Raw genomic sequence first — 24,279 nt, forward strand, 5'->3', positions numbered from 1 at the left:
CTGGCCCGCAGACGCTGCAGCCGCACAACCGAGCAAAGGAACAGATCTTAAGAAGTGCCGCATTCTGCCTGGGTAGAACGCAAAGGTAGTACCCGCAAAACAGAAGGTACAACCCGACAAAAGGCAGCCATCTTTTGGGTTGCACCTAGTTGCACCTTTGTAACCACTGGGTTTATTCTCGCGCCTGCTTTGCAGCGCATAAACACAATAGGACTCCAGATGGCCACTACAACACTTGGCGTTAAACTAGACGATGCAACCCGCGACCGCCTCAAGCAGGCCGCGCACGCCATCGACCGCACTCCTCACTGGCTGATCAAGCAGGCGATCTTCAACTATCTGGAGCAGCTCGAAAACGGCCTTTCGCCGACCGAGATGTCAGCTGTCAGCGCCGCCGCACTGGGTGATGAGTCCCCGGAGTTGCTGAGCGAACAAAGCCTGCAGTGCTTCCTCGAATTTGCCGAACACATCCTGCCGCAATCAGTTCTGCGCGCCTCAATCACCGCCGCCTACCGCCGCCCTGAAGAAGAAGTGGTGCCGGTATTGCTGGAACAGGCTCGCCTGTCCAAAGAAATGGCCGATGGCTCACAGAAGCTGGCGCTGAAAATCGCTGAAAAACTGCGCAACCAGAAGAGCGCTGGCGGCCGTCAGGGCCTGGTTCAAGGCCTGCTGCAAGAATTCTCGTTGTCGTCGCAGGAAGGTGTAGCCCTGATGTGTCTGGCCGAGGCGCTGTTGCGCATCCCGGACAAAGGCACTCGTGACGCCCTGATTCGCGACAAGATCAGCAACGGTAACTGGAGCACTCACCTCGGCCAGAGCCCGTCGATGTTCGTCAACGCCGCTTCGTGGGGCCTGTTGATCACTGGCAAACTGGTGTCGACACACAACGAAGCCGGCATGAGCTCGACCCTCAATCGCCTGATCGGCAAGAGCGGCGAGCCGGTGATCCGCAAAGGCGTGGACATGGCGATGCGCCTGATGGGCGAGCAGTTCGTCACCGGCGAAACCATTGCCGAAGCACTGGCCAATGCAACCAAGCTCGAAGACAAGGGTTTCCGTTATTCCTACGACATGCTCGGTGAAGCCGCGCTGACCGAAGAAGACGCCAAGCGTTATCTGGCCTCTTACGAGCAAGCGATTCACGCCATCGGCAAAGCCTCGCACGGTCGCGGCATTTACGAAGGCCCGGGCATCTCGATCAAGCTGTCGGCGATTCACCCGCGTTACAGCCGCGCGCAATACGAGCGCGTGATGGACGAGTTGTACCCGACACTGCTGAGCCTGACTCAACTGGCCAAGCAGTACGACATCGGCATCAACATCGACGCCGAAGAAGCAGATCGTCTGGAGCTGTCGCTCGATCTGCTCGAGCGCCTGTGCTTCGAGCCGTCGCTGAGTGGCTGGAACGGTATCGGCTTTGTGATTCAGGCCTACCAGAAGCGCTGCCCGTTCGTTATCGACTACCTGATTGATCTGGCCAAACGCAGCCGTCATCGCCTGATGATTCGTCTGGTTAAAGGCGCTTACTGGGACAGCGAGATCAAGCTGGCGCAGGTCAATGGCCTCGAAGGTTATCCGGTTTACACCCGCAAGCCTTACACCGATGTTTCCTACATTGCCTGCGCGCGCAAACTGCTCGCGGTGCCGGAAGCCATCTACCCGCAATTCGCGACACACAACGCCCACAGCCTTTCGGCGATCTATCATCTGGCCGGCCAGAACTACTACCCCGGCCAGTATGAATTCCAGTGCCTGCACGGCATGGGTGAGCCACTTTACGAGCAGGTTGTCGGCAAGATCAGCGACGGCAAACTGAACCGTCCGTGCCGTATTTATGCACCGGTTGGCAGCCATGAAACGCTGCTGGCATATCTGGTGCGTCGCCTGCTGGAAAACGGCGCCAACACCTCGTTCGTCAACCGCATTGCCGACCAGAGCATCTCGCTCAAAGAACTGGTACTGGACCCGGTCACCCAGATCGAGCAGATGGCTGCACACGAAGGCGGCCTCGGCTTGCCGCACCCGCGCATCCCGCTGCCGCGTGATCTGTACGGAGACAAACGCGCCAACTCCAGCGGTCTGGACATGGCCAACGAACACCGTCTCGCCTCGTTGTCTTCGGCGCTGCTGAGCAGCACCAACAACGCCTATATCGCGCAGCCGATGCTGGGTTGTGAAGCCTCGACTGCCAGCGCCGCGCAAGCGATCAAGAACCCGGCCGAACACCGCGACATCGTCGGTCAGGTCATTGAAGCCAGTGTTGAGGATGCACACAACGCCGTGCTGTGCGCCGTTTCGAGCGGCCAGATCTGGCAATCGACCCAGCCTGCCGAGCGCGCTGCCGTGCTTGAACGCGCAGCCGATCAGATGGAAGCAGAAATGCAACAACTGATGGGCCTGCTGGTGCGCGAGTCCGGCAAGACCTTCAACAACGCGATTGCCGAAGTTCGCGAAGCCGTCGACTTCCTGCGTTACTACGCGGTGCAAGCGCGTGATTTCTTCGCCAACGACAGCCACCGCCCACTAGGCCCGGTGGTGTGCATCAGCCCGTGGAACTTCCCGCTGGCAATTTTCAGCGGACAGGTGGCGGCGGCATTGGCTGCCGGTAATACCGTGCTCGCCAAGCCAGCCGAACAAACCCCGCTGATCGCCGCACAGGCGGTGCGCATTCTGCGTGAAGCCGGCGTACCGGAAGGTGCAGTCCAACTGCTGCCGGGCCAGGGGGAGACTGTTGGCGCGGCATTGATTGCCGACGAACGTGTTCGCGGCGTGATGTTCACCGGCTCCACCGAAGTTGCACGAATTATTGCGCGCAACCTCGCCGGCCGCCTGGACGCTCATGGCCGGGCGATTCCACTGATCGCAGAAACTGGCGGGCAGAACGCAATGATCGTCGACTCCTCGGCGCTCACCGAACAGGTAGTCGTCGACGTTGTTACATCAGCATTCGACAGCGCCGGTCAGCGCTGCTCGGCGATGCGCGTTCTGTGTGTACAGGATGACGTGGCTGATCGCGTGCTGGAAATGCTCAAAGGCGCCATGGCGGAATACACCATGGGCAATCCTGAGCACCTTAACACTGACATTGGTCCGGTGATTGATGCCGAAGCCAAGGGCAACATCGAGCGTCACATTCAGGGCATGCGTGACAAAGGCCGCAAAGTATTCCAGTTGGCTCGCGTGGCCGGCGATGTGATGCAGCGCGGTACTTTTGTTACCCCGACCCTGATCGAACTCGAAAGCTTCGCCGAGCTTGAGCGTGAAATTTTCGGCCCGGTACTGCACGTCGTGCGTTACCAGCGCAACGAACTGCCTGCTCTGCTCGACCAGATCAACGCCAGCGGTTATGGCCTGACGCTGGGCGTGCACACGCGCATCGACGAGACCATCAGCCAGGTTGTCAGCACCGCCAAGGTCGGCAACATGTACGTTAACCGCAACATTGTTGGCGCCGTGGTTGGCGTGCAGCCGTTCGGTGGCGAAGGCCTGTCTGGCACCGGCCCGAAAGCGGGCGGCCCGCTGTATCTGTATCGCCTGCTGTCGCAGCGCCCACAAGATGCAGTGGTGCAGCAACTGCGCAGCGATGCCCCAGACGCAACGCCAGCGCAACTGCCGGCCACCCAGAGCAAGGCCTTTGCTGCGCTGTGCGAATGGGCTGCCAAGGAGCGTCCTGAGCTGGCAATCCAGGCCGAGAAACTTGCAGCACTGGCGCAAAGCGGTATCAGCCAACTACTGCCTGGCCCGACTGGCGAGCGTAACTCGTATAGCCTGATCGCCCGCGAGCACGTGCTGTGCCTGGCCGATGACGAGCAAGACCTGCTGTTGCAACTGGCGGCGGTACTGGCTGTGGGCAGCATTGCTCTGTGGCCGGAAAACCACAGCGAACTGCACGCCAAGTTGCCGAAAGAGGTGCAGCAACGCATTCAGCTGATCACCGACTGGACCACCTGCGATAACGCGTTCGACTCGATTATCCACCACGGTGACTCCGACCAGCTGCGCGAAGTCTGCCTGCAAGCAGCCCAGCGTCCGGGTGCAATCATTGGAGTTAACGGCCTCAACAAAGGCGAGACCGACATTCCGATGGAGCGTCTGCTGGTCGAGCACTCGTTGAGCGTCAACACCGCAGCAGCAGGCGGCAACGCCAGCCTGATGACCATCGGCTAAACCGCGCAACACAGCGTGTGCGGACACAATCTGCACACGCAATCTCCCGCAAAGCTGCAAAGCTGAACGGGAGTTTCCTGAAGGCACTTTGCTGCCAGGCGCTAACTCATCAGGTCGGCGCAGAAGCCCGAGCGCCTCGTCTTCGTAACCGAAGGCGCGGCGCTCGCTTCACATCTGCATCCCGCATTTAGCCCTCGGGCGCCCAGCATAATCAGCCGAACCTGTTCCTCGTCTGGCCAAACCCTGCCTCGAAAACGCCCTGCGCGCTCACACACTGTTTAATGTAATGATTAGCTTGAAGGCTACGCGCGTTTCTGGGCGATCCAGATGGTGTGCCGTGTGCCTCGATTACCGTGCGCATAAACCTGCACCGGCTCGACACTGAAACCGGCACGGCTGACCATTTCAGTAAACTTGCGATCCGCCGATGAAGACCACACTGCCAACATGCCTCCCGCGCGCAATGCACGGTGGCACTGATGCAGACCGGCGGCCGAGTACAGCCAACTGTTGGATTTCTGCGTCAGACCTTCCGGGCCGTTATCCACATCGAGCATGATTGCGTCGTATGCAGCGTTCTGGCTTTTCAGCACTTCGGCGACATCGCCCTGAATCAGCCGGGTGCGCGGATCACTCAGCGGGTAGGAGGACTTGGCGCCCAGTGGCCCGCGATTCCACCCAACCACACCCGGCACCAACTCGGCCACAGCCACTTCGGCATCTGCACGCAAATGCGCCAGCGCCGAAGCCAGTGTGAACCCCATGCCCAGCCCGCCGATCAGTACGCGGGCATTGGCGCGGGAGGCAATTTTCTTGCAGGGGATGGCGGCCAGCGCGTCTTCAGAGCCATGCATGCGCGTGTTCATCAATTGGCCGCCATCGCCACCGGCAATTTTGATGACAAAGTCATCGCCGTATTCAAACAGGCACAGCGCACCTTGCGTGCCAGGGATTTCAGCGGTATCCAGCAGCACAAAACGCTTCATGGCAGGCTCTTATAACAGTGGGATCGACCCGAAGCGCGCACCATACAGCAGCGTCGCCAGCGCTGCACAGGTTAGCTGATGAATATCAGACGGTGACCGGCTCGACCCCGTGAATCCAGTCGCGGGCCTGCTGCAACTGGCTCAGCTCAAAATGGCGAACCTCTCCCGGAATCATTGGCTTGACCATTTTACTCAGCCAGCCAATCCACTTCTGGTCTGCGACCACCGCCACCTGAGAGAAATGCTTGAGGTGTTTGGGCGCGAACTTGAAGTCCTCCCAAAGCGCCGACGGTTCGATCGAACCAATACTGCGCACAATCTCGATCAGCTTGATCGTGCCGTACTGATCAATCAGCGCCTCCATCTGCTGGGCGACCTGATCGAAATCGGCGCGGCTGAAATCGCCATCCAGGGTGAATTCGAGGATATTGCTGTTCTCTACGTGCGTGAGGGTCAGCATGACTGTGTCTCCTTATCCATGGACGCCTGAGCAAACGGCTCGGCGGCGCTAAGACTGAATAACGGGCTGTGTAGTTTTAAGGTTTGCAGAGCAAGCACAACCCGTTAACTTTGACCACATAGACAACGGGTAGTTTGCTTTATAGAGAGTAGAACCCGCCCACGCCCCGAACAATCCAGCCGGAGAATTGCCCGCATGGCTATCGCCCAGTTGATCAGCGCAGCTGAACTTGAGCAGTTGCTTGATGATAAAAACCGCAAAATAGTTGTCATCGATTGCCGCTTCGCCCTGGAAGACTCTGCCTATGGTCTTGCCAGTTTTCAGCAGGGGCATATTGCCACGGCCCAATTTGCCGATCTGGAGCAGGATCTGTCCGGACCGGTCAGCAAGGGCGTTACCGGTCGCCATCCGCTGCCAGACCCGGCAACACTGAGCGCAAAGCTGCAAGCCTGGGGCGTGGATGACGACTCGCAGATTGTGCTGTACGACGATGGCCCAGGTGCATTTGCAGCACGCGCCTGGTGGTTGTTGGCGTGGCTGGGCAAACGCAGCGGCGTGGCATTACTCGACGGCGGTTTACGCGCCTGGCGTGAGGCAGGCTTGGGGCTGACTGCTGAAGTGAAACGCGTCGAGCCTGGCAATTTTATTGCCCGCCCGGATAACCAACTGCTGATCAGCGCAGCGCAGTTGCAGCATCGCCTGCAAGACACCCAATTGACGCTGTTGGACGCCCGCGCCCTGCCGCGCTTTCGTGGTGAAGTCGAACCGCTCGATCCGGTTGCCGGGCATATCCCTGGTGCGCAGTGCGCGACCTTCACCGAAAACCTCGATGCACAAGGCCGTTTTCTGACGCCGGCGCAATTGCAAGAGCGTTTCGCGACATTGCTCGGCAGTCGGCCCGCCAGTGATCTGGTTGCCTATTGCGGTTCCGGTGTAACGGCATGCCACAACTTGTTCGCCCTGTGCCTGGCTGGCTACCCGCTTGCGCCGCTCTACGCCGGCTCCTGGAGCGAGTGGATCACCCAACCAGAGCGTCCCGTGGCAGTGGGTGATTAAAGGGCTTACAGGCGCTTGTGCTGGCATATAGACATGCCGACTTTACCCGTCGTGCTAAGCACGATGCGCTATATAGGCAATAACCGAAAGCTGAAAACAATTTAAAAACAGTCCTTTACAGCACAAAGGTCGCACTACACTTGAGAATGAGTGGCTAACCCCACTCCCGGTGGGGCAATAGTAAAAGAATCAAAAGCTGCCACGCGCCCTGCTCCACCGGTCCATTTTCTCGAGGTTGATATGGGTATTGCAGCGAGTGAACTCTGTCAGCACGTAATCCGGCCAACCCTGATCTATCTTGGCCGCCATTGTGCCGCCGCCGAAGCCCTGCTGTTAGGGGCGGCGGCTTGTCAGTCGGGGCTGGGAACCGCACTCGACTGCCGCCACGGCCACGGCTTGTATCGCATTGCCGAGCGCAGCCATCAAGAGTTGTGGGACCGCCATCTGGCCCATGATCCCGATCTGGCCAGCCAGATTCGCGGCCTTGCCAGCCAGCATGCCTTTCTTGCCTCGCCGCATATCGAGCTCACGGTCAACCTGCGCTACGCCACGGCCATTGCCTGGATGATGATTGAGGTCAAGCGCAACGACTTACCCGATGCGGCCGACTTGCTGGGCCTTGCACGAATTTGGCGCGAGGTATTTCACCCGCACGGCAGGCAACGCGACTTTATGGATGCCTGGCAACGTTGCGTGGGCAATGTGCAAACGCCGTTATCCGCCGCGTGAACCACTGCAAAGATCAGAGAACAAGTGTTCACATTTTCGTAGATGACGGCACTTTGCCTCTATTATTCCCGAGGATTGCTACAAAACAGAACACGTCTAAATCTTGGCAAGCACCGCTAAAGGCTGGTAGTTTTGCCGCCCCTGCTTCCATCTGGAGTCATCCGTGAGCAATAAAATCCTAAAAAGCACTCTCGCACTCGCCATTTCAGCTGTCTCGAGCTACAGCCTGGCCAGCGGTTTCGCCATCAACGAACAAAGCATCAGTTCGTTGGGTATGTCCAACGCCGGCCGTGCTTCCAGCGCAAGCGATGCCAGCACTGTTTATGGCAACCCGGCTGGTATGGCGCTGATCGAGCGCGAGCAGGTTACCGCAGGCGCCGCTGTTATTTTTGCCAAGGCCGATATCACCAATGCAAGCGGCCGTCCTGGCGGCAGCAACGATGGCGACATGGTTCCGACCGTAGCCATTCCGATGGGCTACTACGTTAAGCCGATCGACGAAAACTGGGCATTCGGTCTGGGCGTATATGTCCCGTTCGGCCTGGCGACTGACTATGAAAACGGCTTTGCCGGTCGCTACTACGGCGACAAGAGCGAAGTGAACGTCATCACCATTCAGCCAACTGTCAGCTATCGCTTCAACGATCAGCTGTCGATCGGTTTTGGTCCGACGATCAACCGTATCGAAGGTGAACTGACGTCAGAGGTGCCAAACCTTGCACCGGCAGGCGCTCCAGATGGCGAAGTTGATATCAAGGGCGATGACGTCGGCTACGGTTACAACTTCGGCCTGATGTACGAAATCACCCCGTCGACCCGTCTTGGCGTTACCTACCACTCGAAGGTTGAGTACAGCCTCGAAGGTCACACCACTGTCAGCGGTGTTGGTGCAGTGGGCACCTCAGCAGGTCGTTACGGCGCATCTCTCGATGTGACTACGCCTGAAGCGGTCGACTTCTCCCTCACTCATCAGTTGAACAACGGCTGGACCGTACACGCAGGCGCGACCTGGACTCGCTGGAGCCGCTTCGACAAGCTGGTGGTTGAGAACGATCAAGTGGGCGGCGCCTACGGCGGTGCTTTGACCACAATCACCGAAGAAGAAAACTGGCATGACACCTGGGCAGTTGCTGCAGGCGCTGAATACCAGTTGAACAAGCAGTGGGTATTGCGCACCGGTATCGCATTGGATCAGGCACCGACCAACAACACCGACCTGTCCCCGCGCATCCCAACTGGCGACCGCACGATTTACAGCATCGGCGCAGGCTGGAGCCCGAACGACGACATCACAGTTGACGTCGCGTACTCCTACCTCAACGAAGAAGATGTACACATCGATCGCGTAAGCGCTACTAAAGGCTCGTACAGCGCCACGTACCGTAACAGCGCACACGCGCTGGGCGCTCAGGTTACTTACCGCTTCTAATCGAAACGGTTAGCCAGCCACTTTGGCGGTCAGAACAAGCACAATAATCGTGCCGCCAGAGTTAACCGTTTTGCCTACTCCTGCGCACTGGCAATCGCCTTCTCGACCGCAGCAATCAACTGCGGATCATCCGGCTTGATACTGCTGGGAAAGCTCGCCACAACCTTGCCCTTACGGTCGACCACATACTTGGTGAAGTTCCAGCGCGGCGCCTGACTCTGCTCGGCAAGCCCCCTGAACAAGGCGACTGCATGCTCGCCCGTGACCTGCTGCGGCTGGGTCATATCGAATGTCACACCGTAATTCACAAAGCACACCTTGGCGGTTTCCTTCGCATCAGCAGACTCCTGTTTGAAGTCATCCGAGGGCACGCCCAGCACTTTAAGGCCTTGCTCGGCATAGCGCTGTTGCAACGCCTCAAGCCCTTTGAACTGCGGGGTATAACCGCAGAAGCTGGCCGTATTGACCACCACCAGCGGCTTACCGCCGAAGGTCTTGCACAGGTCGATGGTGTCTTTACTGCGCAAACGCGGCAGTTCGCCCTGCAACAGTTGCGGGCAGCTATCGGCATAACTCATCGAGCTTACGCCAACGGCCAAAGTTGCTACGACCAGCCATGCCTGTGTTTTCATCGCCCACGCTCCTGCCATTAATAGCCCCGCACATGGCGAAGCCCTTCTAAACATAATAGAGCACCAGGCCGATAAACAGAGCCTGCTGAGCGTGAACTTAGCGGACTGACTCCAGGCGCTGAGCGGCACGCTGCTGCCAACTCAGGTAACCAACCAGAGCGATGATGACCACCAGAAATATCTCGCTGGTGCCCACCGTACCCAGACCCAGCCCACCTTTGGCGACCGAGTGAGACAGCCAGTCGCCGCAGGATGCACCAAACGGGCGAGTCAGGATGTAGGCAATCCAGAATGTCGCAACCGAGTTAAGGCCGAACAGGTAGTGGGCAATCGCAACCACGCCGATAGCCGCCGCAAATAACAGCGCCGACACGGCATAACCAAGGCCCATTTCCTCACCCAACAAGTCACCAGCTGCGGTGCCAAGCGCGAACGTCACCAGAATCGCCAACCAATAGAAATACTCGCGCCGGCCCCGGTAAATGCTCAGAATCGACAGACTTTTTTCGCTGGCGTACCAGCAACTAAAGGTGACCAGCAATGCCACGCTGAACAGCACCGTGGTGGTGACCAGAGATACGCCGTAGGTATCCACTAAACTGTCACAAATAAGCGTGCCGACGATACTCACCAGTACCACCGCCAGCCAATATTTCCAGGGCACGTAACGGTCTGCGCGCAGCTGAATGGCGATGGCCAAAACCAGCACCGCACTCATCAGTACAGAGGTCAGCGGCAGGCCGAAATGCAGTTTGAAGATCAGGTAATCCGCACCTGTTTCACCCACGGTGGTCGACAAGATCTTGATGATCCAGAAGATCAGGGTGACCGCAGGGACTTTGTTCAGCAGGCTGTTAGCGGACGCGTTTGCAGGGCTCATGATGGGCTCACGACAGTCAAAAAGTGGGTTGATCCAACTGCGTCAAACGATGGCCTCCGGCAAAACGCCAACGCCCATCGTGCAGTTGATACACAGCCAATCTATTCGCCCTCAGGTGAATTTTATGTGCTGAGAATGTGAACGATTGCTGGTTGGCAACCTGGCTCTGCACCTCTCCAACCAGCAAGAATGAGCGCAACCGCCAGCACCCGGCCAACGGTTGCAGGCGTTCTTAGTGGCTCATTTGCGGCTGTACGGCTTTTGGCCGGGCAGTCAACCAACCCAGCCCCAGAATCACGACCAGGCAGGCGAGATAGGCCAGCACCTGCACGCCTGAAGGCTGCGCGGTGTAGCCGATCAGGGTGTGCAGCAACTTACCAGTGATGCTGTGCTCGCTCAGCAGCGCAGAGGTGTCCCACAGCGTGTCGCCAAGGGCTGGCAACCAGTCTGCCGCGACCAGAAATCCGGCACACTGGCTGGCCATACCGGCTGCCATCAGGATTACAAGGGCATTGGTTACCTTGAACAAATGGCGCATGGCCATGCGCATCAGTCCGAAGTAGATCGCCACGCCAACTGCAATCCCGGCGGTGATACCCAGCAGCCCGCCCGCCATCATTGGCAAGGCCTGCCCCGGCTCGCTCACCGCGATGCCATACAAGAACAGCACGGTTTCCGAGCCTTCACGCAATATCGCCAGCGCCACCACAATTGCCATGGCGGCGAGAGATTTATTGCCGGTGACAACCGCCTGCCCCATCTGATTCAACTGGGCAGACATTTCCCGGCCATGCTGGCCCATCCAGATGCTGTGCCAGCCAAGCATGACCACCGCGATCAGCATCACCAGGGCATTGAACACTTCCTGGCCCATGCCGCTGGCCAGCTCACTGAGCGCATCGGCAAACAACGCCAGTAACCCGGCGCCGCCAATCCCGGCAAGCACACCGCCGCCGACCCAACGGCCGCGCCCGGCAACGCCGCGTGTGGCCGCCAACACGATTGAGACAACCAGTGCAGCTTCAACAATTTCACGAAACACGATCAACGCGGTAGAGAGCATGGGTCAGGCACCGCTTACTGGACGATCAATTGCGTCTTCGACGCCGCTTCGTGGTACTCGTCATAAAAGCTGTAAGTACCAGCCTTGAGTGGGCCGATGAAGAAGCTCACGGTCTTGCCGCCTTTGACCAACTTGCCGCCCTTGAAGTCATCGCTGATGAATTCGGCCGTGGTCGTGTCCTGATTGGTCAGGGTGATCTTGACTTTGGTGTCTGCCGGGATAGTCAGCGGAGCGGGTGAAAACTGGTGATTCTTTACCGTCAGTTCGTACGCGCTGTCCTGCGCGAAGGCGCTGGATGCAGCGACACTCAACAAGGCGCAGGTGGTGATGACTGCCGAGTTAATGAGACGTTTAAACTTCATGATTAGCATTCCTATTAAGTGAATGCGCGCAATATGACCGTGCCGGTGTGAAAGATTCGTTGATTAGTCGTCAAGAAAGCGCAAACAAGGCGCGGCAAAACGCAGAAAGGTACGACGAGCTGAACTACTCAAAGCTCAATGCAGTGGCTGAACGCCCTTCATAGAAGCGCAGGAGTTGGGGCGTGAAGCGCGTGTACACCTCGGCGGGCAACCAACGTTGGTGCAGCGCCATGAAGGCTTGATTGTTGCGGGTGGCCTCGCGAACGGCTTGATCAATCCGTTTAGCCATCTCCAGCCCCCACGGGGTACGCGGGCAGTAAACCCCAACAGGCAGTAATTCCTTGCTCTCTTTCAGCGGCACACTGATCAACGGGTCACTGAGCGTGTAGTTGCTGGCCACTTCGCTGTAGGCCATCGGGTAGTCGAAGGCATAATCGAGCCGGTGGTAGCTGACCATCAGCAACAGGTTTTCGCCGGACAGGCTGCCGGTCATTTCTTGCAGGGTTCCGCTGTCACGCGCTTTGATCAATTGCGCGCTGATGTCATCCGGGTATTGGCGGGCAGTGGCAATAGCGCCACGCAGATAAGGGTTGGCAAACAGCCAGTCGAGGCTTACCTCGCCGTTCTCCAAAAGCAGTTGATTCAGGGTTGGCTGACGCACCAACAGATGCATCGGTGTGGATAACAGATACGGAATGAAATAGCCCTGCTTATCGCGTGCCGGGGTTTGCAGCAGGCCATTGCTGCACAACTGCAATTGTTTGCGCAGGCTTTGGCGCATGCGCAGCAAAGACATCACCTGATAACGCACCTGTACTTCGGGCATTTGCGCATCGATAAGCTGGGTGGCTTCGTACAAAGCACCGGATACCGGCTGGCCCCCTTCAACATTGAAGATGCCGGGCATCGGCACAATTGCCCAGTTCAGCGACTGTGGTTGCGGCTGCGCCTGCAAGGGCTGGCAACTCAAAACGATACCCAACAGGAAGGCTAGCGGTAACCGCATCAAGCGAGTGCTCTGAATTATTATTGTGGACTATTGGGGGATGCACTCAGCAGCTAAATGGCCAAGGCGACTAATACCCCACATTCTATCAATTCAAGCACAGCGCCAGCGGTATCACCCGTCATTCCTGCAATTCGCCGGATCATTGCACGCCGCAGTACCAGTAAGACAAAACCAGCGACCAGCAGCCCAACCCCACCCGCAGCGCCAAACAGCAGCACCAGCACAGCGGCGTTGAGCAGCAACACCCGCGTCATCATCGCACCCGGCAAATTCGCCGCCAGCGCCGCGCCCAAGCCGTTGGCTCGAACATACGGCGTGGTCATGAACAACAATGGCATGGCGCAGCGGGCAATCCAGGGTGCAAGCAGTAACCACATGCCATGCCCCGCCTCAATCAGCGCCACCAATGCAGCGAACTTGAGCAGCAGCACCACCACCAGCACAGCGACGGCTACCGGACCGCTGCGCGGGTCTTTCATGATGCTCAGGGTTCGCTCGCGATCGCCCTGCCCGCCAACCCAGGCATCAGCGCAATCGGCCAGCCCATCGAGATGCAAGGCGCCGCTGATTGCCACCCACACCGCCAATAACAGAGCGGCCTGAAGCAAACTGTGGCTACCCGACAGACACCATTGCAGGAGCACCAGCAAGGCGCCGATGAGCAACCCAACCAGCGGATACCAAAGCAGTGAACGGCCCAGTTGCTGATCACTCGGCATCGCTTGTAAACGTACCGGCAGGCGCGTGAGAAACTGCACGGCGATCAGCAGAGGCAAGCTCAGACCAGACACAAGTGGCCCTCCGTGTTGCGTTGCAGGTGCACACATTCGCCATGACCAACCACCACTTGCAGCAACTGCTCACGCGGCAAGCCACGGGCGAACGCAGAGAGCAGGCGTATCACCCCGCCATGCGTCACAAGCAAAACGCGTTCCCCGTCAAAGCGTGCTTGCAGGCGATCCAGAGCGCCGAACACGCGCGCGGCGAACTCGGCAACGGGCTCACCGCCTGGCGGTGTATAGGCATAGGGATCGGCCCAGAACTGCCCGAGTTGCTGCTCATGGGTAAGCATCAAATCGGCAGGGCTGCGCCCTTCCCATTCGCCAAAATGCAGTTCTTGTAAATCTGCCTCAATACTCAAGGGCGCACCGCTGCTTTGCGCCAGCGCTTCGGCGAATAAACGACAGCGCTGCAAGGGCGAACTGACCAGTCGATCCCAACGCGGCAGTTGGCTGGCAGTGGCGTGCATCTGCTCCCAGCCCAGCGCTGTGAGTGCATCATCAATGCTGCCGCGCAGCCCGCCACCGCATTCGGTTTCACCGTGGCGCAGCAAGTCGATCAGCAGATTCATCAGCTGCGATTCGCCACAGCGGCCTGATCAAAGGTGGCCATTTCGCCATGGAGATTACAGGCCATTTGCAGCAGTGGCGTGGCCAGTGCCGCACCACTGCCCTCGCCCAGTCGCAGCCCCAATTGCAGCAAAGGCGCGGCTTCAAGTGCTTGCAATACCCGGGCATGGCCGGGCTCTGCACCTTGATGAGCAAACAGTAACCACGCCCGGCACGATGGATTGAGACGCACGGCAAGCAAGGCGGCAACGCTGCAAATAAAGCCATCGACCAGCACAGTGATTCCGGCTTGTGCGGCGGCCAGATACGCCCCAACTAACGCTGCAATCTCAAACCCGCCCAAGCACTGCAAAATCGCTAACGGATCGTCCAACTGCGGGCGATGCAGCGCCAGCGCAGCTTCGATCACCGCAATCTTGTGCAGCACGCCAGCGTGATCCAGCCCAGTGCCCGGGCCGGTCAAATCTGCCACGGGGCAATCCAGTAACGCGCAGGCCAGCGCCGTGGCCGAGGTGGTATTGGCGATGCCCATTTCGCCGCCGATAAATAGCTGGCAATTCAGTGCATCCGCTTGCAGTGCGGCGTCACTTCCAGCAGCCAATGCCGCGCTGCACTGCTCCATGTTCATGGCACGGGTGTGGGCAAAATTGGCCGTGCCCTTGCCCAACGTCAGATGCTTCACGCCCGCCAGTTCAGGCAATGCTGTAGCGGTGCCCAGATCAATCACCTGCATGTGCGCGCCAAGGCTGCGCGCCAGCACGCTGATCGCCGCACCGCCATTAACAAAGTTTGCCAGCATCTGGCCGGTAACGGCTTGCGGGTAAGCCGATACGCCCTCGGCGGCGATACCGTGATCACCGGCAAATACACAGATCGAAACCGCATCGACCTGCGGCAGCTCACGGCCCTGCATACCGGCGAGTTCAATTGCCAGTTGCTCCAACTGGCCGAGCGAGCCGCTGGGTTTGGTCAGCACCTGCTGGCGGGCTTGAGCCTGTGCACGCGCGGCCTGATCAATTGCTTTCGCTGGTTGTTGCCACCACGCCTGACTACTCATAACTGCCCTTTTAAAACCATCGGTAAACCTGCCACACAAAACACCACACGTTCGCTGCGGTCGGCCAGTGCCTGATGCAACCAGCCGGCTTCATCCACAAAACGCCGGCTGAGTTGGCCCATCGGTACCACGCCCAGACCGGTCTCGTTACTCACCAAAATAATCCGCCCGGGCAAATCGGCCAGCGTCGCCAGCAGCGCATCACGCTCGCCTGCCAGACGCTGCGGATCATCAAGCAGCAACAAATTACTCAGCCACAACGTCAGGCAATCGACCAGCAGGCAACGCTGCTCATTGGCGTTTTCACGCAGCACACGGGCCAGTTCCAGCGGCTCCTCACATAATTGCCAATGACCAGGGCGACGTTCGCGGTGGTGTCGAATACGCTCGCTCATCTCGCCATCCAGCGCCTCGCTGGTGGCGATATAAGTCACCTGCAGCCCGCTCTCAGATGCCAGCTTTTCAGCCAGTTTGCTCTTACCGGAACGGGCGCCGCCGAGAATCAAATCAACCATGGACAGCACTCGCTGCAGGCAGGCCGCAAAGTGCGCGCAGTTTTGCAGTATCCAAGTGTTCGACGACCATGTCCGCCAGCCGCTCGATATCGCGCTCGCGCAGAGCGTGGTAATCAACCGCCTCGACCTCACGCAAACCAGCCCAACCGAGCAGTGCCGTGGTAGCAGCAGTGGACTCGAACAAGCCGTGAAGATAGGTGCCCAGCACGTGACTATCGGCGCTGATGGCGCCATCGGTGCGGCCGTCATCCAGGTTCACGGCGGGTTGCAAAAGCCCGGCGCCCGTGGTCACTCCCGCATGAATTTCATAACCGCTGACAGCGGCACTTTCGAGGCACAGGCGGCCCTGCACATTGCGCAGTTGCTTGTGCTCGCGCAGCACCGTGTCGATTTCAAGCAAGCCCAAACCCTGACTACTGCCAGCCGGGCCTTCGATGGCATCGGGGTCATCAATCGACTGACCAAGCATCTGCATGCCACCACAAATGCCGATGACTTTTCCGCCATAACGCAGATGCTTGCTGAGCGCTTGATCCCAGCCCTGCTCGCGCAAGAACTGCAGGTCGGCACGCACGCTTTTCGAGCCCGGCAAAATAATCAGATCTGCCGGCGGAATGGCCTGACCGGGGCCGACAAATACCAACTCGACTTGCGAATGCAGGCGCAGCGGGTCGAAATCGGTGTGGTTGCTGATGCGCGGCAGCACCGGCACAACCACCTTGAGTTGCTCGCAGGTTTTGACGCTTTGACGTTGGTCGATTGCGTCTTCGGCTTCAAGATGGAAATCCATCAGGTACGGCAGCACGCCCAACACCGGCTTGCCGGTGCGCGCCTCCAACCAGTCGAGGCCGGGCTGCAGCAAGGCAATGTCGCCGCGAAAGCGATTGATCACAAAACCCTTTACCCGCGCCTGCTCGCTGGGTGAAAGCAGCTCTAGCGTGCCCACCAGATGCGCAAATACGCCGCCCTTGTCGATGTCTGCAATGATGATGACCGGGCAATCCACAGCCTCGGCAAAGCCCATGTTGGCGATATCACCGGCGCGTAAATTAATTTCGGCAGGCGAACCGGCGCCCTCCACCATGACCACCTGATAAGCCGCGCTGAGGCGTTGGTGAGACTCGAGCACGGCATTCATCGCGACCTTCTTGTAGTCGTGATAGGCCACCGCATCCATGTTGCTCAGCGCCCGCCCATGGATAATCACCTGCGCGCCAACATCACTATTGGGCTTGAGCAGAATCGGATTCATGTCGGTGTGCGTGGCCAGCTTCGCGGCCTGTGCCTGTACAGCCTGCGCACGGCCAATCTCGCCACCGTCGGCAGTCACCGCACTGTTCAACGCCATGTTTTGCGGTTTGAACGGCACGACGCTAACGCCATCGCGCACCAGCCAGCGACATAACGCCGTTACCAGCGTGCTCTTGCCAGCGTCGGAGGTTGTGCCCTGCACCATCAGGGTATGAGCTGTTTGGGTCATTTATATCTCTGCTGAAAGTCGCTTAAGCCGCGTGCCAGCCGCTGCCAGCCGGGTTCATCGGCAGGCAAGCCAAAACGTATGCCTGGAGGTGTATTGAAGAGCCGCACCAGCACGCCGCGCTCGGCCAGAAACCCATGCAACTGTGCGGCATTGGCCAACTCGACCCGCTGAAACAATGCGCAGCCGCCGCTTGGCTCGAGGCCGTTAACCGTTAGCAGTTGCTGCAAACGGGCGCTGTCGATCAACAGCCGCTGACGTTGCAGGTGCTGAGCAGGTCTGTCGGCTAACACGCTGCTGGCAATTTGTCGCGTGGGCCCGCTGATGGTCCAGGGTCCGAGTAACGCATCGAGCGCCGCCAGCACTTTGGGCTCGGCCAACACAAAGCCCAAACGCGCACCGGCCAAGCCAAAGAACTTGCCCAGCGAACGCAGCACGATCAAGCCGGGCTTGGCTGTTTGCGGCGCCAAACTCAGCTCGGGGGTGCAGTCGATAAACGCCTCATCGACCACCAGCCATCCGCCCCGCCCGGCAAGCTGTCGATGCCAGCCCAACAACTGCTGCGGTGAATAGAAGGTTCCGGTCGGGTTGCCCGGATTGATCAGCACCAGCACATCGACTTGCCCGACATAAGCGTCGATTGCCGATGCTTCGATTTCGTTAACCTGATGGCCTTCACGCAGCCAGGCGGCGGCGTGCTCGGCGTACGCAGGCGAGACAATCGCCACCTGCTGGTTCTTACGCAAGCGTGGCAGCGCTTGAATTGCCGCTTGTGAGCCGGCCACCGGCAATAGTTGCGGCGCGCTGTAAAACGCGCAAGCCGCCGCCTCAAGGCCGTCATCCAGCTCGGGTAAACGACGCCATGCATCAGTGCTTACCGGCGCCAGTTCAGGCGTATACGGGGCAATACCGGTCGACAAGTCCAGCCACAGCGAAAGCGCTATGTTGTACTTCTGCGCAGCTTCGCGCAGCCGGCCGCCATGCTCAAGCAAGGGTCAGCTCGACGCCAAGTACGATAAGCAACCACAACAGCACCCCGGCCCAGACGCGATTCATTGCCCGTTCGATATCGCGTGCCCGCGGCTGCGGGCCGTCGCCCAACTCGGGCCGCTCATGCAACTCGCCGTGATAATAAGCAGGCCCGCCCAAGGTGACATTCAGCGCTCCCGCACCAGCAGCCATTACCGGCCCGGCATTGGGGCTGTCCCACAGTGGCGCCTGGGTTCGCCAGCAGTGCAGCGCCTGCCGCGTGCGCCCGCACAGCGCATAAGTCAGGGCTACCAGACGCGCGGGAATATAGTTGAGCAAGTCATCTATCTTGGCCGCGGCCCAGCCGAAACGCTCGAAGCGCTCGGTGCGATAACCCCACATGGCATCGAGGGTATTGCTCAGCCGGTACAACACCACGCCGGGAGCGCCCGCAACTAAAAACCAGAATAAACTGGCAAACACCGCGTCACTGCCGTTTTCAAGTACAGACTCAGTACCTGCACGGGCCACCCCGGTCGCGTCCAGCTCACGGGTATTACGGCTGACCATATAACCGACACGCTCACGCGCCAGCGGCAGATCGCCCAGGCGCAATGCTTTAACCACTGCATGCGCGTGCTCGCCCAGGCTTTTCAGGCCAAGGGCAAAATACAAAGCGAAAATCTCCACGCACCAGCCAAACGCCGGGACCTGCGCAAGCAGGCCGACCACCAGCGTAATCGGCAGCACAGCGATGCACCACGCGCTCACGCCATGGCTGCGCCAACCGCCACCCGACTGATTGAAGCGCTGCTCGATACGCTCCGCCATCTGGCCGAAAGCGACCAGCGGATGCCAGCCCTTTGGCTCACCGAAAACTGCATCCAGCGCGACACCTGCTGCGCTCGCAAGGAACAGGCTCATGGGCATCGCGCCCGACTATTTGACGCAGACAAGGCGTTCATTACTGGTGTTTTCCCCATTGATTGTTGAACAGTAGCTCACTCAGCGGCCGGGTCTTTGCCCAACTTTCCTGGACCAGCATTGGCTTACTGTAGAACTCGGCAACCGGCCCCAGACACAGAACCCCAAGGGGTTTGCTGCCAGTCGGCATGCCTAGCAATTGCGCCATTGCCTGTGGCTCAAACAGTGAGACCCAACCCATGCCAAGATTCTCGGCACGCGCTGCCAGCCATAGATTTTGAATGGCGCACGACATGGATGCCAGATCCATTTCCGGCAATGTCCTGCGGCCAAACACGTGAGTTTCACGTCCATCCATCAATGCGACAACCAAAACTTCGGCGCAGTCGGCAATTCCCTCCACCTTGAGGCGCATAAAATCATCGCTGCGCTCCCCTAACGCCTGCGCGGTACGCAGCCTTTCCTCCTCAACCAGCGCCTGAATCTTCCCCCGCAACGCGCGGTCGGTAATGCGGATAAACCGCCACGGCTGCATCAACCCAACACTCGGCGCCTGATGAGCCGCCTCCAGCAGATTCGCCAGAATTGCCGGGGGCACTTCGCCGCCGACAAAGTGGCGCATGTCACGCCGCTCGGCAATCACCCGATAGACCGCGTCGCGCTCTTGCTCGGTGAAGTGTTGATCGCTCATGTTGGCTCCCTTCAACTCACCGTCATGGCCGCAATAAAGCGGCAGCAGCCGCAGGATTGGACGGCATATAGAAGTGGATATACGAGGCGCACAGGCGGCCCTCGCGATACACCGGTTCTGCCGTGCGTTTGTAGTTCGGGCATTCACCCAAGGCCAGCGGTTGCAGTGCAGTGTGCATGCTGGAGTGGTGAAAGGTGTGGCCGCGCAATACACCTTCCGGCAGTTCGACCGATTGCAACGCCAAAGCCGTCAGGCGCTTTTGTAAGGTCGCCTGTCCTTGGAGAATCCCGAGCATGGCCGCGCCATGACCGTCCTTGTCGGTCAGCCTTTCAAGTAAATAAAGCATGCCACCGCACTCGGCGAGAATTGGCTTGCCGGCCGCATGATGGCTTTTAATGGCTTGCGCCATTGACTGATTGGCGGCCAGTTGCGGCAAATGCAACTCGGGATAACCGCCTGGCAAATACAGACTGTCGACCTCGGGCAGATGCTGATCAGTGACCGGCGAGAACAGGCACAACTCGGCGCCCATCGCCTGCAACAGATCGAGATTGGCCTGATAAATAAAGGCGAACGAACTGTCTCGGGCCACGCCAATTCTGACCCCGGCCAACAGCGGCTGAATATCCCTCGGTGTGGGCGCCGCAAAGCTGACCGCGGGCGGCAACTCGACTGACGCACTGGCTTGCAGGGCATCGGCGGCAGCGTCGAGTCGGGCATCGAGATCATTCAGCTCATCGGCCTGAACCAGGCCCAGATGCCGACTCGGCAACTCAAAGCCGGCACTGCGCGGCAAGCCGCCGTACCAGCGAATTGATGTTGGCAGAGCGTCGCGCAAAATCTCGCCGTGACGGGCACTGCCCAGACGATTGGCCAGAACCCCGGAGAACGGCAAGTCTGCCTGATACGTCGCCAGACCATGTGCCAGCGCGGCGAAGGTTTGCGCCATGGCCGAGGCATCAATCACCGCCATCACCGGCACGCCGAAATGTCGCGCCAAATCCGCGGCCGAAGGGTTGCCATCGAACAGGCCCATGACGCCTTCGATCAAAATCAGATCAGCTTCCCCCGCAGCCTCCCACAGCAGGCGACGGCTTTCCGCCTCGCCGACCATCCACAGGTCCAACTGATAGACCGGCTGGCCAGAGGCACGCGCCAGAATCATCGGATCGAGAAAGTCAGGCCCGCATTTGAACACCCGCACGCGCTTGCCGGCACGGCTGTATAACCGCGCCAGCGCAGCAGTGACGGTCGTCTTGCCCTGCCCCGAGGCTGGCGCTGCGACCAACAGAGCCGGACACTTGCGAATACTCATAGCTTGTCACCTTCTCCAGTTATAGCGCTGACGTAGAGTGCTCAAGGCCCTCGGCTCGCCGCCAAGCCGCCTAGTATTCGACTCCGGGCTGGGCCTTCACGCCGTTTTTGTAGGCGTGTTTGATCAAGCCCATTTCAGTCACGGTATCGGCCGCTTCGATCATTGCCGGCGGTGCGCCGCGTCCGGTCACGACAACGTGCTGCAGCATCGGCCGGGCTTCGATGTCGGCAAGCACTTCGCTCAATTCCAGATACCCGTACTTGAGCGCGATATTCAGCTCATCAAGCACCACCAAGCCAATCTCAGGGTCGCTCATTAGCTCTACAGCAATTGCCCAGGCTGCCTTGGCCATGCTGATATCACGCTGGCGATCCTGGGTTTCCCAGGTAAAGCCACCGCCCATCACGTGGTAGCGGACCTCTTGCGGAAAGCGCCGGAAGAACGCCTCTTCGCCAGTGGTCGCCGAGCCCTTGATGAACTGCACGATACCGACCTTGATCCCGTGACCCAGCGCACGGGCAACCATGCCGAATGCCGAACTGCTTTTGCCTTTGCCGTTGCCGGTATGTACCAGCAACAAGCCATATTCGTCCTGCGCCTGAGCAATGCGCTCATCAATCAGGGCTTTTTTTCGTTCCATTCGCGCCTTGTGCCGGGCGTCGCGTTCTGCAGATTCACTCATGACTTCACCTCACTCTTTTGCTTGAAGTGGCTGCCCTGCCCGATCAACACAAACAACAGCGCCGCAACGCCGATGTACCAGGCCAGCGTGCCCAGATAACGCGGCAAGTAAACGCTGAAACGCTCCAACAACATGCTCAAAGTCGGATCTGCATAGCGGCCGGAGAAAAACAGAAACCCGCCGCCCGAGAACAGGTAGCAGACTGATGCACTGATAATCACCGTAACGGCCAACAGCAGCAGGCTGGAAAATTTATCCTGATGCATGCGCGCGTATATGCGCCCGCCAAACCACAGCGAGGCATAGGCTGGAACCAGCATCCAGTAAGCCGGGGACATGCACCAGTCGCTGACGCCAGCCCACTCAATTGCCGCAAAGTCGAGCAAGGACGCCTCAATAAACAACGCCGGAAAAACCCAGCGAGGCTTGAGCAGAACGCCTGCCAGAAAAAACACGGCCCACGAGGCGCTGGGCAAATTCACGGTCGCAAAATGATGGCCCCGGGTAATTGCCATTAACACCGCCAGCGCCAGGCCGATCAGCAATTGATTGCGTGTGCTCAGGTTCATCGTTAACTCCTTGAATCGCTTGGCAGCAAAACGGTTGCGCGCCTTAACGGCAGCGCAGCCGTTTGCACAGGGTTACAGGGCTTGGTAACGCACGGTGAAATACACCGCCTGGCCCGGCTGGTTATAGCCGTCAGCCGTCTCGTAATCGGCATCAAACAGATTGGCGATACGACTTTGCAGGCGCCATTCTTCCGTGAGGCGATACTCGCCGCGCAGGTCGACATTGGCGTAACCGGATAGCTCGGTGGTGTTGGCCAGATCGTCATAACGCTGGCCTTCCGCGTGCACGCTGGCGCCCACACTGAAGTCGCCAAAACGACGATCCAGATCCAGGTTGAACAGTTGCTTGGCCCGGCGTGCGAGTTCGTTGCCGTCATTGGCACCGCCAGAGCTGTCTTCCGGGTCCATCAACGTGTAGTTGGCATTCCAGTCAACGCCCATCCACTGGCTGGCAAGTACCAGCTCGACGCCGCGAATCGTCGCCTCGGCAACGTTTGCCGGGCCTTGAATCGAGGAGTCGTAGGCAATCAGGTCATCAATGCGCGTGCGGAACGCATTAACTTGCCACTGGCCCCAGCTGTGCTCCCCGACCAGACCGAACTCCAGGCTTTCGGAGGTTTCCGCATCGAGGTCAGGGTTGCCGTAGTTGGGGTAGTACAGTTCATTGAAGGTCGGTGCCTTAAACGCCGTGCCGAAGCTGACAGTGCTGCGCAGCCAGTCGGTCAGTGCGTAGCCGTACGCAATGTTGCCGGTGTCGTGGCGGCCAAACTGCTGGTTATCGTCCTGGCGCAGCGACAGTTGCCAGTCGTGGCGGCCCACATTGCCCAGGTATTGCACGAACACGCCGTTGTTATCGCGCGAGTCTTCGGCATAAGCGGTGCTGCCATTGACCTCATCAAGCTGATAATCGACGCCAACGGTCAGGGTCTGACCAGCGGCGACGGCAAAGTCGTTCTGCCAGCTCAGGCTGTCGCGACGGGTGTCGAAACGCGAGTAGAACGCGGCGTCCTGATAGGCGTCGGATTTGTCTTCGCTGCGCCCGGCTTGCAAGGTGACCTGCCAGGGTTCCAGTGGTGAAAACCGCGCCCGCGTACCAAGCACCCGGGTTTCGCCGTCGGCATTGGCATTGAAGCCCGAGGTCCGTGAACGGTTCACCGAGTCGTAATCGTTGTGCGACTTGGCCTGCAGAATGTTCGCGTCCAACTCCAGCCCGTTGTCGAAACGGTAACCACCGCTCAACGAACCGGCGAGATTGCGATAGCCGTCGTCATCACTTTCATAGCCGCTGGTGCCGACCGACTTGACGTTGATGCCGTCGGTGTCCGAGCTGCTCATGCTCAGGTTGTACCAGCCCTTATCGGTGCCGCCCGCTACCCCGGCGCTGCCGGTATAGGTGTCATGTGTGCCGATACCCGCCGAGAAAAACGGTTTGGGGCTACCGTCGGTGCCTTTGCGGGTAAAAATCTGGATAACCCCGCCAATCGCCTCGGAACCATAAAGGCTTGAGCGTGGCCCGCGAACAACTTCAATGCGATCAATCAGCTCAATCGGCAGGTCTTGCAACGCCGCTCCGCCCGAAGTGGCTGAGCCGACTTTTACGCCGTCGATCATGACCAGAACGTGGTCAGACTCGGTGCCGCGCATGAACAACGAAGTGCTTTTGCCGGGGCCACCATTGTTGACCAAGTTGACGCCGGGCACGCGCTTGAGCAACTCGGGCACCGAGCTGACCTGGCTTTGTTCGATTTTCTTGCGATCAAACACCGTGACCGCCGCCAGATTTTGCTCGGCCGTTTGCGGGGTGCGCGTGGCAGTGATGACCAAGGGTTCGAGTTCGCTGCTGTCGGTAGCGTGAACCTGAGTTACAGCGGCGCACAGCAAGGCAACTGCTGGCGTGAAAAGGGACTTACTCATTTCTAGGTATGCTCCGTCGCTCTCACCCGTGCGACATAGGCTTA

The 24,279-nt window shown here is 59.1% G+C and carries 23 protein-coding genes; 4 read left to right on the forward strand and 19 right to left on the reverse strand.

What is annotated here, in order from left to right:
* Positions 1-219: 219 nt before the first annotated feature.
* Positions 220-4,167 carry a trifunctional transcriptional regulator/proline dehydrogenase/L-glutamate gamma-semialdehyde dehydrogenase gene (gene putA, locus PMYSY11_RS14370; protein WP_204881713.1) on the forward strand — a complete coding sequence of 1,316 codons (3,948 nt, stop codon included), beginning with the start codon at positions 220-222 and terminating at the stop codon, positions 4,165-4,167.
* Between the two features lie 302 nt (positions 4,168-4,469).
* On the opposite strand, the gene PMYSY11_RS14375 is transcribed toward putA, so the two are convergent.
* Both PMYSY11_RS14375 and PMYSY11_RS14380 read right to left on the reverse strand, forming a co-directional pair.
* The gene (locus tag PMYSY11_RS14375) at positions 4,470-5,153 is read right to left on the reverse strand and encodes a spermidine synthase (RefSeq protein ID WP_150547231.1); all 684 of its coding nucleotides are present in this window, start codon (positions 5,151-5,153) and stop codon (positions 4,470-4,472) included.
* Between the two features lie 85 nt (positions 5,154-5,238).
* Positions 5,239-5,613, reverse strand: a complete 375-nt coding sequence (locus PMYSY11_RS14380) for a SpoIIAA family protein (RefSeq protein WP_090508652.1) — start codon at positions 5,611-5,613, stop codon at positions 5,239-5,241.
* A 195-nt stretch (positions 5,614-5,808) separates the two neighbouring features.
* Here PMYSY11_RS14380 and PMYSY11_RS14385 point away from each other — a divergent pair, with 195 nt between their 5' ends.
* From PMYSY11_RS14385 to PMYSY11_RS14395, 3 genes are all read left to right on the forward strand, one after another.
* Positions 5,809-6,669: a sulfurtransferase gene (locus PMYSY11_RS14385; protein ID WP_150549585.1), complete on the forward strand. Its 861-nt coding sequence runs from the start codon at positions 5,809-5,811 to the stop codon at positions 6,667-6,669.
* A gap of 240 nt (positions 6,670-6,909) precedes the next feature.
* Positions 6,910-7,398: a hypothetical protein gene (locus PMYSY11_RS14390; RefSeq protein ID WP_090508654.1), complete on the forward strand. Its 489-nt coding sequence runs from the start codon at positions 6,910-6,912 to the stop codon at positions 7,396-7,398.
* A gap of 163 nt (positions 7,399-7,561) precedes the next feature.
* Positions 7,562-8,827 carry an OmpP1/FadL family transporter gene (locus PMYSY11_RS14395; RefSeq protein ID WP_150547232.1) on the forward strand — a complete coding sequence of 422 codons (1,266 nt, stop codon included), beginning with the start codon at positions 7,562-7,564 and terminating at the stop codon, positions 8,825-8,827.
* Between the two features lie 74 nt (positions 8,828-8,901).
* Here the strand turns inward: PMYSY11_RS14395 and PMYSY11_RS14400 are convergent, their stop codons facing one another.
* The 17 genes from PMYSY11_RS14400 to btuB all read right to left on the reverse strand — a co-directional run bounded on the left by PMYSY11_RS14400 (position 8,902) and on the right by btuB (position 24,235).
* Positions 8,902-9,405: a glutathione peroxidase gene (locus PMYSY11_RS14400; RefSeq protein WP_420830082.1), complete on the reverse strand. Its 504-nt coding sequence runs from the start codon at positions 9,403-9,405 to the stop codon at positions 8,902-8,904.
* Positions 9,406-9,556: 151 nt separating this feature from the next.
* Positions 9,557-10,339 (reverse strand): COG4705 family protein, encoded by a 783-nt coding sequence (locus PMYSY11_RS14405; protein WP_150547234.1) that lies wholly within the window; start codon positions 10,337-10,339, stop codon positions 9,557-9,559.
* Positions 10,340-10,571: 232 nt separating this feature from the next.
* Positions 10,572-11,402: an FTR1 family iron permease gene (locus PMYSY11_RS14410; protein ID WP_069899131.1), complete on the reverse strand. Its 831-nt coding sequence runs from the start codon at positions 11,400-11,402 to the stop codon at positions 10,572-10,574.
* A gap of 14 nt (positions 11,403-11,416) precedes the next feature.
* Positions 11,417-11,764 carry a cupredoxin domain-containing protein gene (locus PMYSY11_RS14415; RefSeq protein WP_150547235.1) on the reverse strand — a complete coding sequence of 116 codons (348 nt, stop codon included), beginning with the start codon at positions 11,762-11,764 and terminating at the stop codon, positions 11,417-11,419.
* Between the two features lie 124 nt (positions 11,765-11,888).
* Positions 11,889-12,770 carry a hypothetical protein gene (locus PMYSY11_RS14420; protein ID WP_150549586.1) on the reverse strand — a complete coding sequence of 294 codons (882 nt, stop codon included), beginning with the start codon at positions 12,768-12,770 and terminating at the stop codon, positions 11,889-11,891.
* A 53-nt stretch (positions 12,771-12,823) separates the two neighbouring features.
* Complete coding sequence (locus PMYSY11_RS14425) at positions 12,824-13,600, reverse strand: adenosylcobinamide-GDP ribazoletransferase (RefSeq protein WP_150547238.1); 777 nt, start codon at positions 13,598-13,600, stop codon at positions 12,824-12,826.
* Complete coding sequence (cobC, locus tag PMYSY11_RS14430; RefSeq protein ID WP_150547239.1) at positions 13,552-14,124, reverse strand: alpha-ribazole phosphatase family protein; 573 nt, start codon at positions 14,122-14,124, stop codon at positions 13,552-13,554. The genes PMYSY11_RS14425 and cobC overlap by 49 nt, the downstream gene beginning before the upstream one ends.
* The gene (cobT, locus tag PMYSY11_RS14435) at positions 14,124-15,179 is read right to left on the reverse strand and encodes a nicotinate-nucleotide--dimethylbenzimidazole phosphoribosyltransferase (RefSeq protein WP_150547240.1); all 1,056 of its coding nucleotides are present in this window, start codon (positions 15,177-15,179) and stop codon (positions 14,124-14,126) included. The genes cobC and cobT overlap by 1 nt, the downstream gene beginning before the upstream one ends.
* Entirely contained in the window at positions 15,176-15,694 is a 519-nt protein-coding gene (gene cobU / locus PMYSY11_RS14440; RefSeq protein WP_150547241.1) for a bifunctional adenosylcobinamide kinase/adenosylcobinamide-phosphate guanylyltransferase, read from the reverse strand. Before cobU ends, cobT begins: the two co-directional genes overlap by 4 nt.
* Entirely contained in the window at positions 15,687-17,174 is a 1,488-nt protein-coding gene (locus tag PMYSY11_RS14445; RefSeq protein WP_150547242.1) for a cobyric acid synthase, read from the reverse strand. Before PMYSY11_RS14445 ends, cobU begins: the two co-directional genes overlap by 8 nt.
* Positions 17,171-18,163: a threonine-phosphate decarboxylase CobD gene (cobD, locus tag PMYSY11_RS14450; RefSeq protein ID WP_150549587.1), complete on the reverse strand. Its 993-nt coding sequence runs from the start codon at positions 18,161-18,163 to the stop codon at positions 17,171-17,173. Before cobD ends, PMYSY11_RS14445 begins: the two co-directional genes overlap by 4 nt.
* The gene (cbiB, locus tag PMYSY11_RS14455) at positions 18,156-19,064 is read right to left on the reverse strand and encodes an adenosylcobinamide-phosphate synthase CbiB (protein WP_069899702.1); all 909 of its coding nucleotides are present in this window, start codon (positions 19,062-19,064) and stop codon (positions 18,156-18,158) included. The genes cobD and cbiB overlap by 8 nt, the downstream gene beginning before the upstream one ends.
* A 40-nt stretch (positions 19,065-19,104) precedes the next feature.
* Positions 19,105-19,755, reverse strand: a complete 651-nt coding sequence (gene bluB, locus PMYSY11_RS14460; protein ID WP_150549588.1) for a 5,6-dimethylbenzimidazole synthase — start codon at positions 19,753-19,755, stop codon at positions 19,105-19,107.
* A gap of 22 nt (positions 19,756-19,777) precedes the next feature.
* Positions 19,778-21,070, reverse strand: coding sequence for a cobyrinic acid a,c-diamide synthase CobB (locus PMYSY11_RS14465; RefSeq protein ID WP_150549589.1), 1,293 nt, complete (start codon positions 21,068-21,070; stop codon positions 19,778-19,780).
* A gap of 70 nt (positions 21,071-21,140) precedes the next feature.
* Positions 21,141-21,752, reverse strand: coding sequence for a cob(I)yrinic acid a,c-diamide adenosyltransferase (cobO, locus tag PMYSY11_RS14470; RefSeq protein WP_069899150.1), 612 nt, complete (start codon positions 21,750-21,752; stop codon positions 21,141-21,143).
* The gene (locus tag PMYSY11_RS14475) at positions 21,749-22,321 is read right to left on the reverse strand and encodes a hypothetical protein (RefSeq protein ID WP_069899152.1); all 573 of its coding nucleotides are present in this window, start codon (positions 22,319-22,321) and stop codon (positions 21,749-21,751) included. Before PMYSY11_RS14475 ends, cobO begins: the two co-directional genes overlap by 4 nt.
* A gap of 72 nt (positions 22,322-22,393) precedes the next feature.
* Positions 22,394-24,235, reverse strand: a complete 1,842-nt coding sequence (btuB, locus tag PMYSY11_RS14480; protein WP_150547244.1) for a TonB-dependent vitamin B12 receptor — start codon at positions 24,233-24,235, stop codon at positions 22,394-22,396.
* Between the last annotated feature and the right edge of the window lie 44 nt (positions 24,236-24,279).

Source organism: Pseudomonas marincola, from assembly GCF_900682675.2.
Taxonomy (GTDB): Bacteria; Pseudomonadota; Gammaproteobacteria; order Pseudomonadales; family Pseudomonadaceae; genus Aquipseudomonas; species Aquipseudomonas marincola.

Bases quoted from the DNA above. Each gene is read 5' to 3' on its own strand.
- putA (WP_204881713.1), top strand. From the start codon at position 220: ATGGCCACTACAACACTTGGCGTTAAACTAGACGATGCAACCCGCGAC.
- PMYSY11_RS14375 (WP_150547231.1), bottom strand. From the start codon at position 5,153: ATGAAGCGTTTTGTGCTGCTGGATACCGCTGAAATCCCTGGCACGCAA.
- PMYSY11_RS14380 (WP_090508652.1), bottom strand. From the start codon at position 5,613: ATGCTGACCCTCACGCACGTAGAGAACAGCAATATCCTCGAATTCACC.
- PMYSY11_RS14385 (WP_150549585.1), top strand. From the start codon at position 5,809: ATGGCTATCGCCCAGTTGATCAGCGCAGCTGAACTTGAGCAGTTGCTT.
- PMYSY11_RS14390 (WP_090508654.1), top strand. From the start codon at position 6,910: ATGGGTATTGCAGCGAGTGAACTCTGTCAGCACGTAATCCGGCCAACC.
- PMYSY11_RS14400 (WP_420830082.1), bottom strand. From the start codon at position 9,405: ATGAGTTATGCCGATAGCTGCCCGCAACTGTTGCAGGGCGAACTGCCG.
- PMYSY11_RS14405 (WP_150547234.1), bottom strand. From the start codon at position 10,339: ATGAGCCCTGCAAACGCGTCCGCTAACAGCCTGCTGAACAAAGTCCCT.
- PMYSY11_RS14410 (WP_069899131.1), bottom strand. From the start codon at position 11,402: ATGCTCTCTACCGCGTTGATCGTGTTTCGTGAAATTGTTGAAGCTGCA.
- PMYSY11_RS14415 (WP_150547235.1), bottom strand. From the start codon at position 11,764: ATGAAGTTTAAACGTCTCATTAACTCGGCAGTCATCACCACCTGCGCC.
- PMYSY11_RS14420 (WP_150549586.1), bottom strand. From the start codon at position 12,770: ATGCGGTTACCGCTAGCCTTCCTGTTGGGTATCGTTTTGAGTTGCCAG.
- PMYSY11_RS14425 (WP_150547238.1), bottom strand. From the start codon at position 13,600: ATGTGTGCACCTGCAACGCAACACGGAGGGCCACTTGTGTCTGGTCTG.
- cobC (WP_150547239.1), bottom strand. From the start codon at position 14,124: ATGAATCTGCTGATCGACTTGCTGCGCCACGGTGAAACCGAATGCGGT.
- cobT (WP_150547240.1), bottom strand. From the start codon at position 15,179: ATGAGTAGTCAGGCGTGGTGGCAACAACCAGCGAAAGCAATTGATCAG.
- cobU (WP_150547241.1), bottom strand. From the start codon at position 15,694: ATGGTTGATTTGATTCTCGGCGGCGCCCGTTCCGGTAAGAGCAAACTG.
- PMYSY11_RS14445 (WP_150547242.1), bottom strand. From the start codon at position 17,174: ATGACCCAAACAGCTCATACCCTGATGGTGCAGGGCACAACCTCCGAC.
- cbiB (WP_069899702.1), bottom strand. From the start codon at position 19,064: ATGAGCCTGTTCCTTGCGAGCGCAGCAGGTGTCGCGCTGGATGCAGTT.
- bluB (WP_150549588.1), bottom strand. From the start codon at position 19,755: ATGAGCGATCAACACTTCACCGAGCAAGAGCGCGACGCGGTCTATCGG.
- PMYSY11_RS14465 (WP_150549589.1), bottom strand. From the start codon at position 21,070: ATGAGTATTCGCAAGTGTCCGGCTCTGTTGGTCGCAGCGCCAGCCTCG.
- cobO (WP_069899150.1), bottom strand. From the start codon at position 21,752: ATGAGTGAATCTGCAGAACGCGACGCCCGGCACAAGGCGCGAATGGAA.
- PMYSY11_RS14475 (WP_069899152.1), bottom strand. From the start codon at position 22,321: ATGAACCTGAGCACACGCAATCAATTGCTGATCGGCCTGGCGCTGGCG.
- btuB (WP_150547244.1), bottom strand. From the start codon at position 24,235: ATGAGTAAGTCCCTTTTCACGCCAGCAGTTGCCTTGCTGTGCGCCGCT.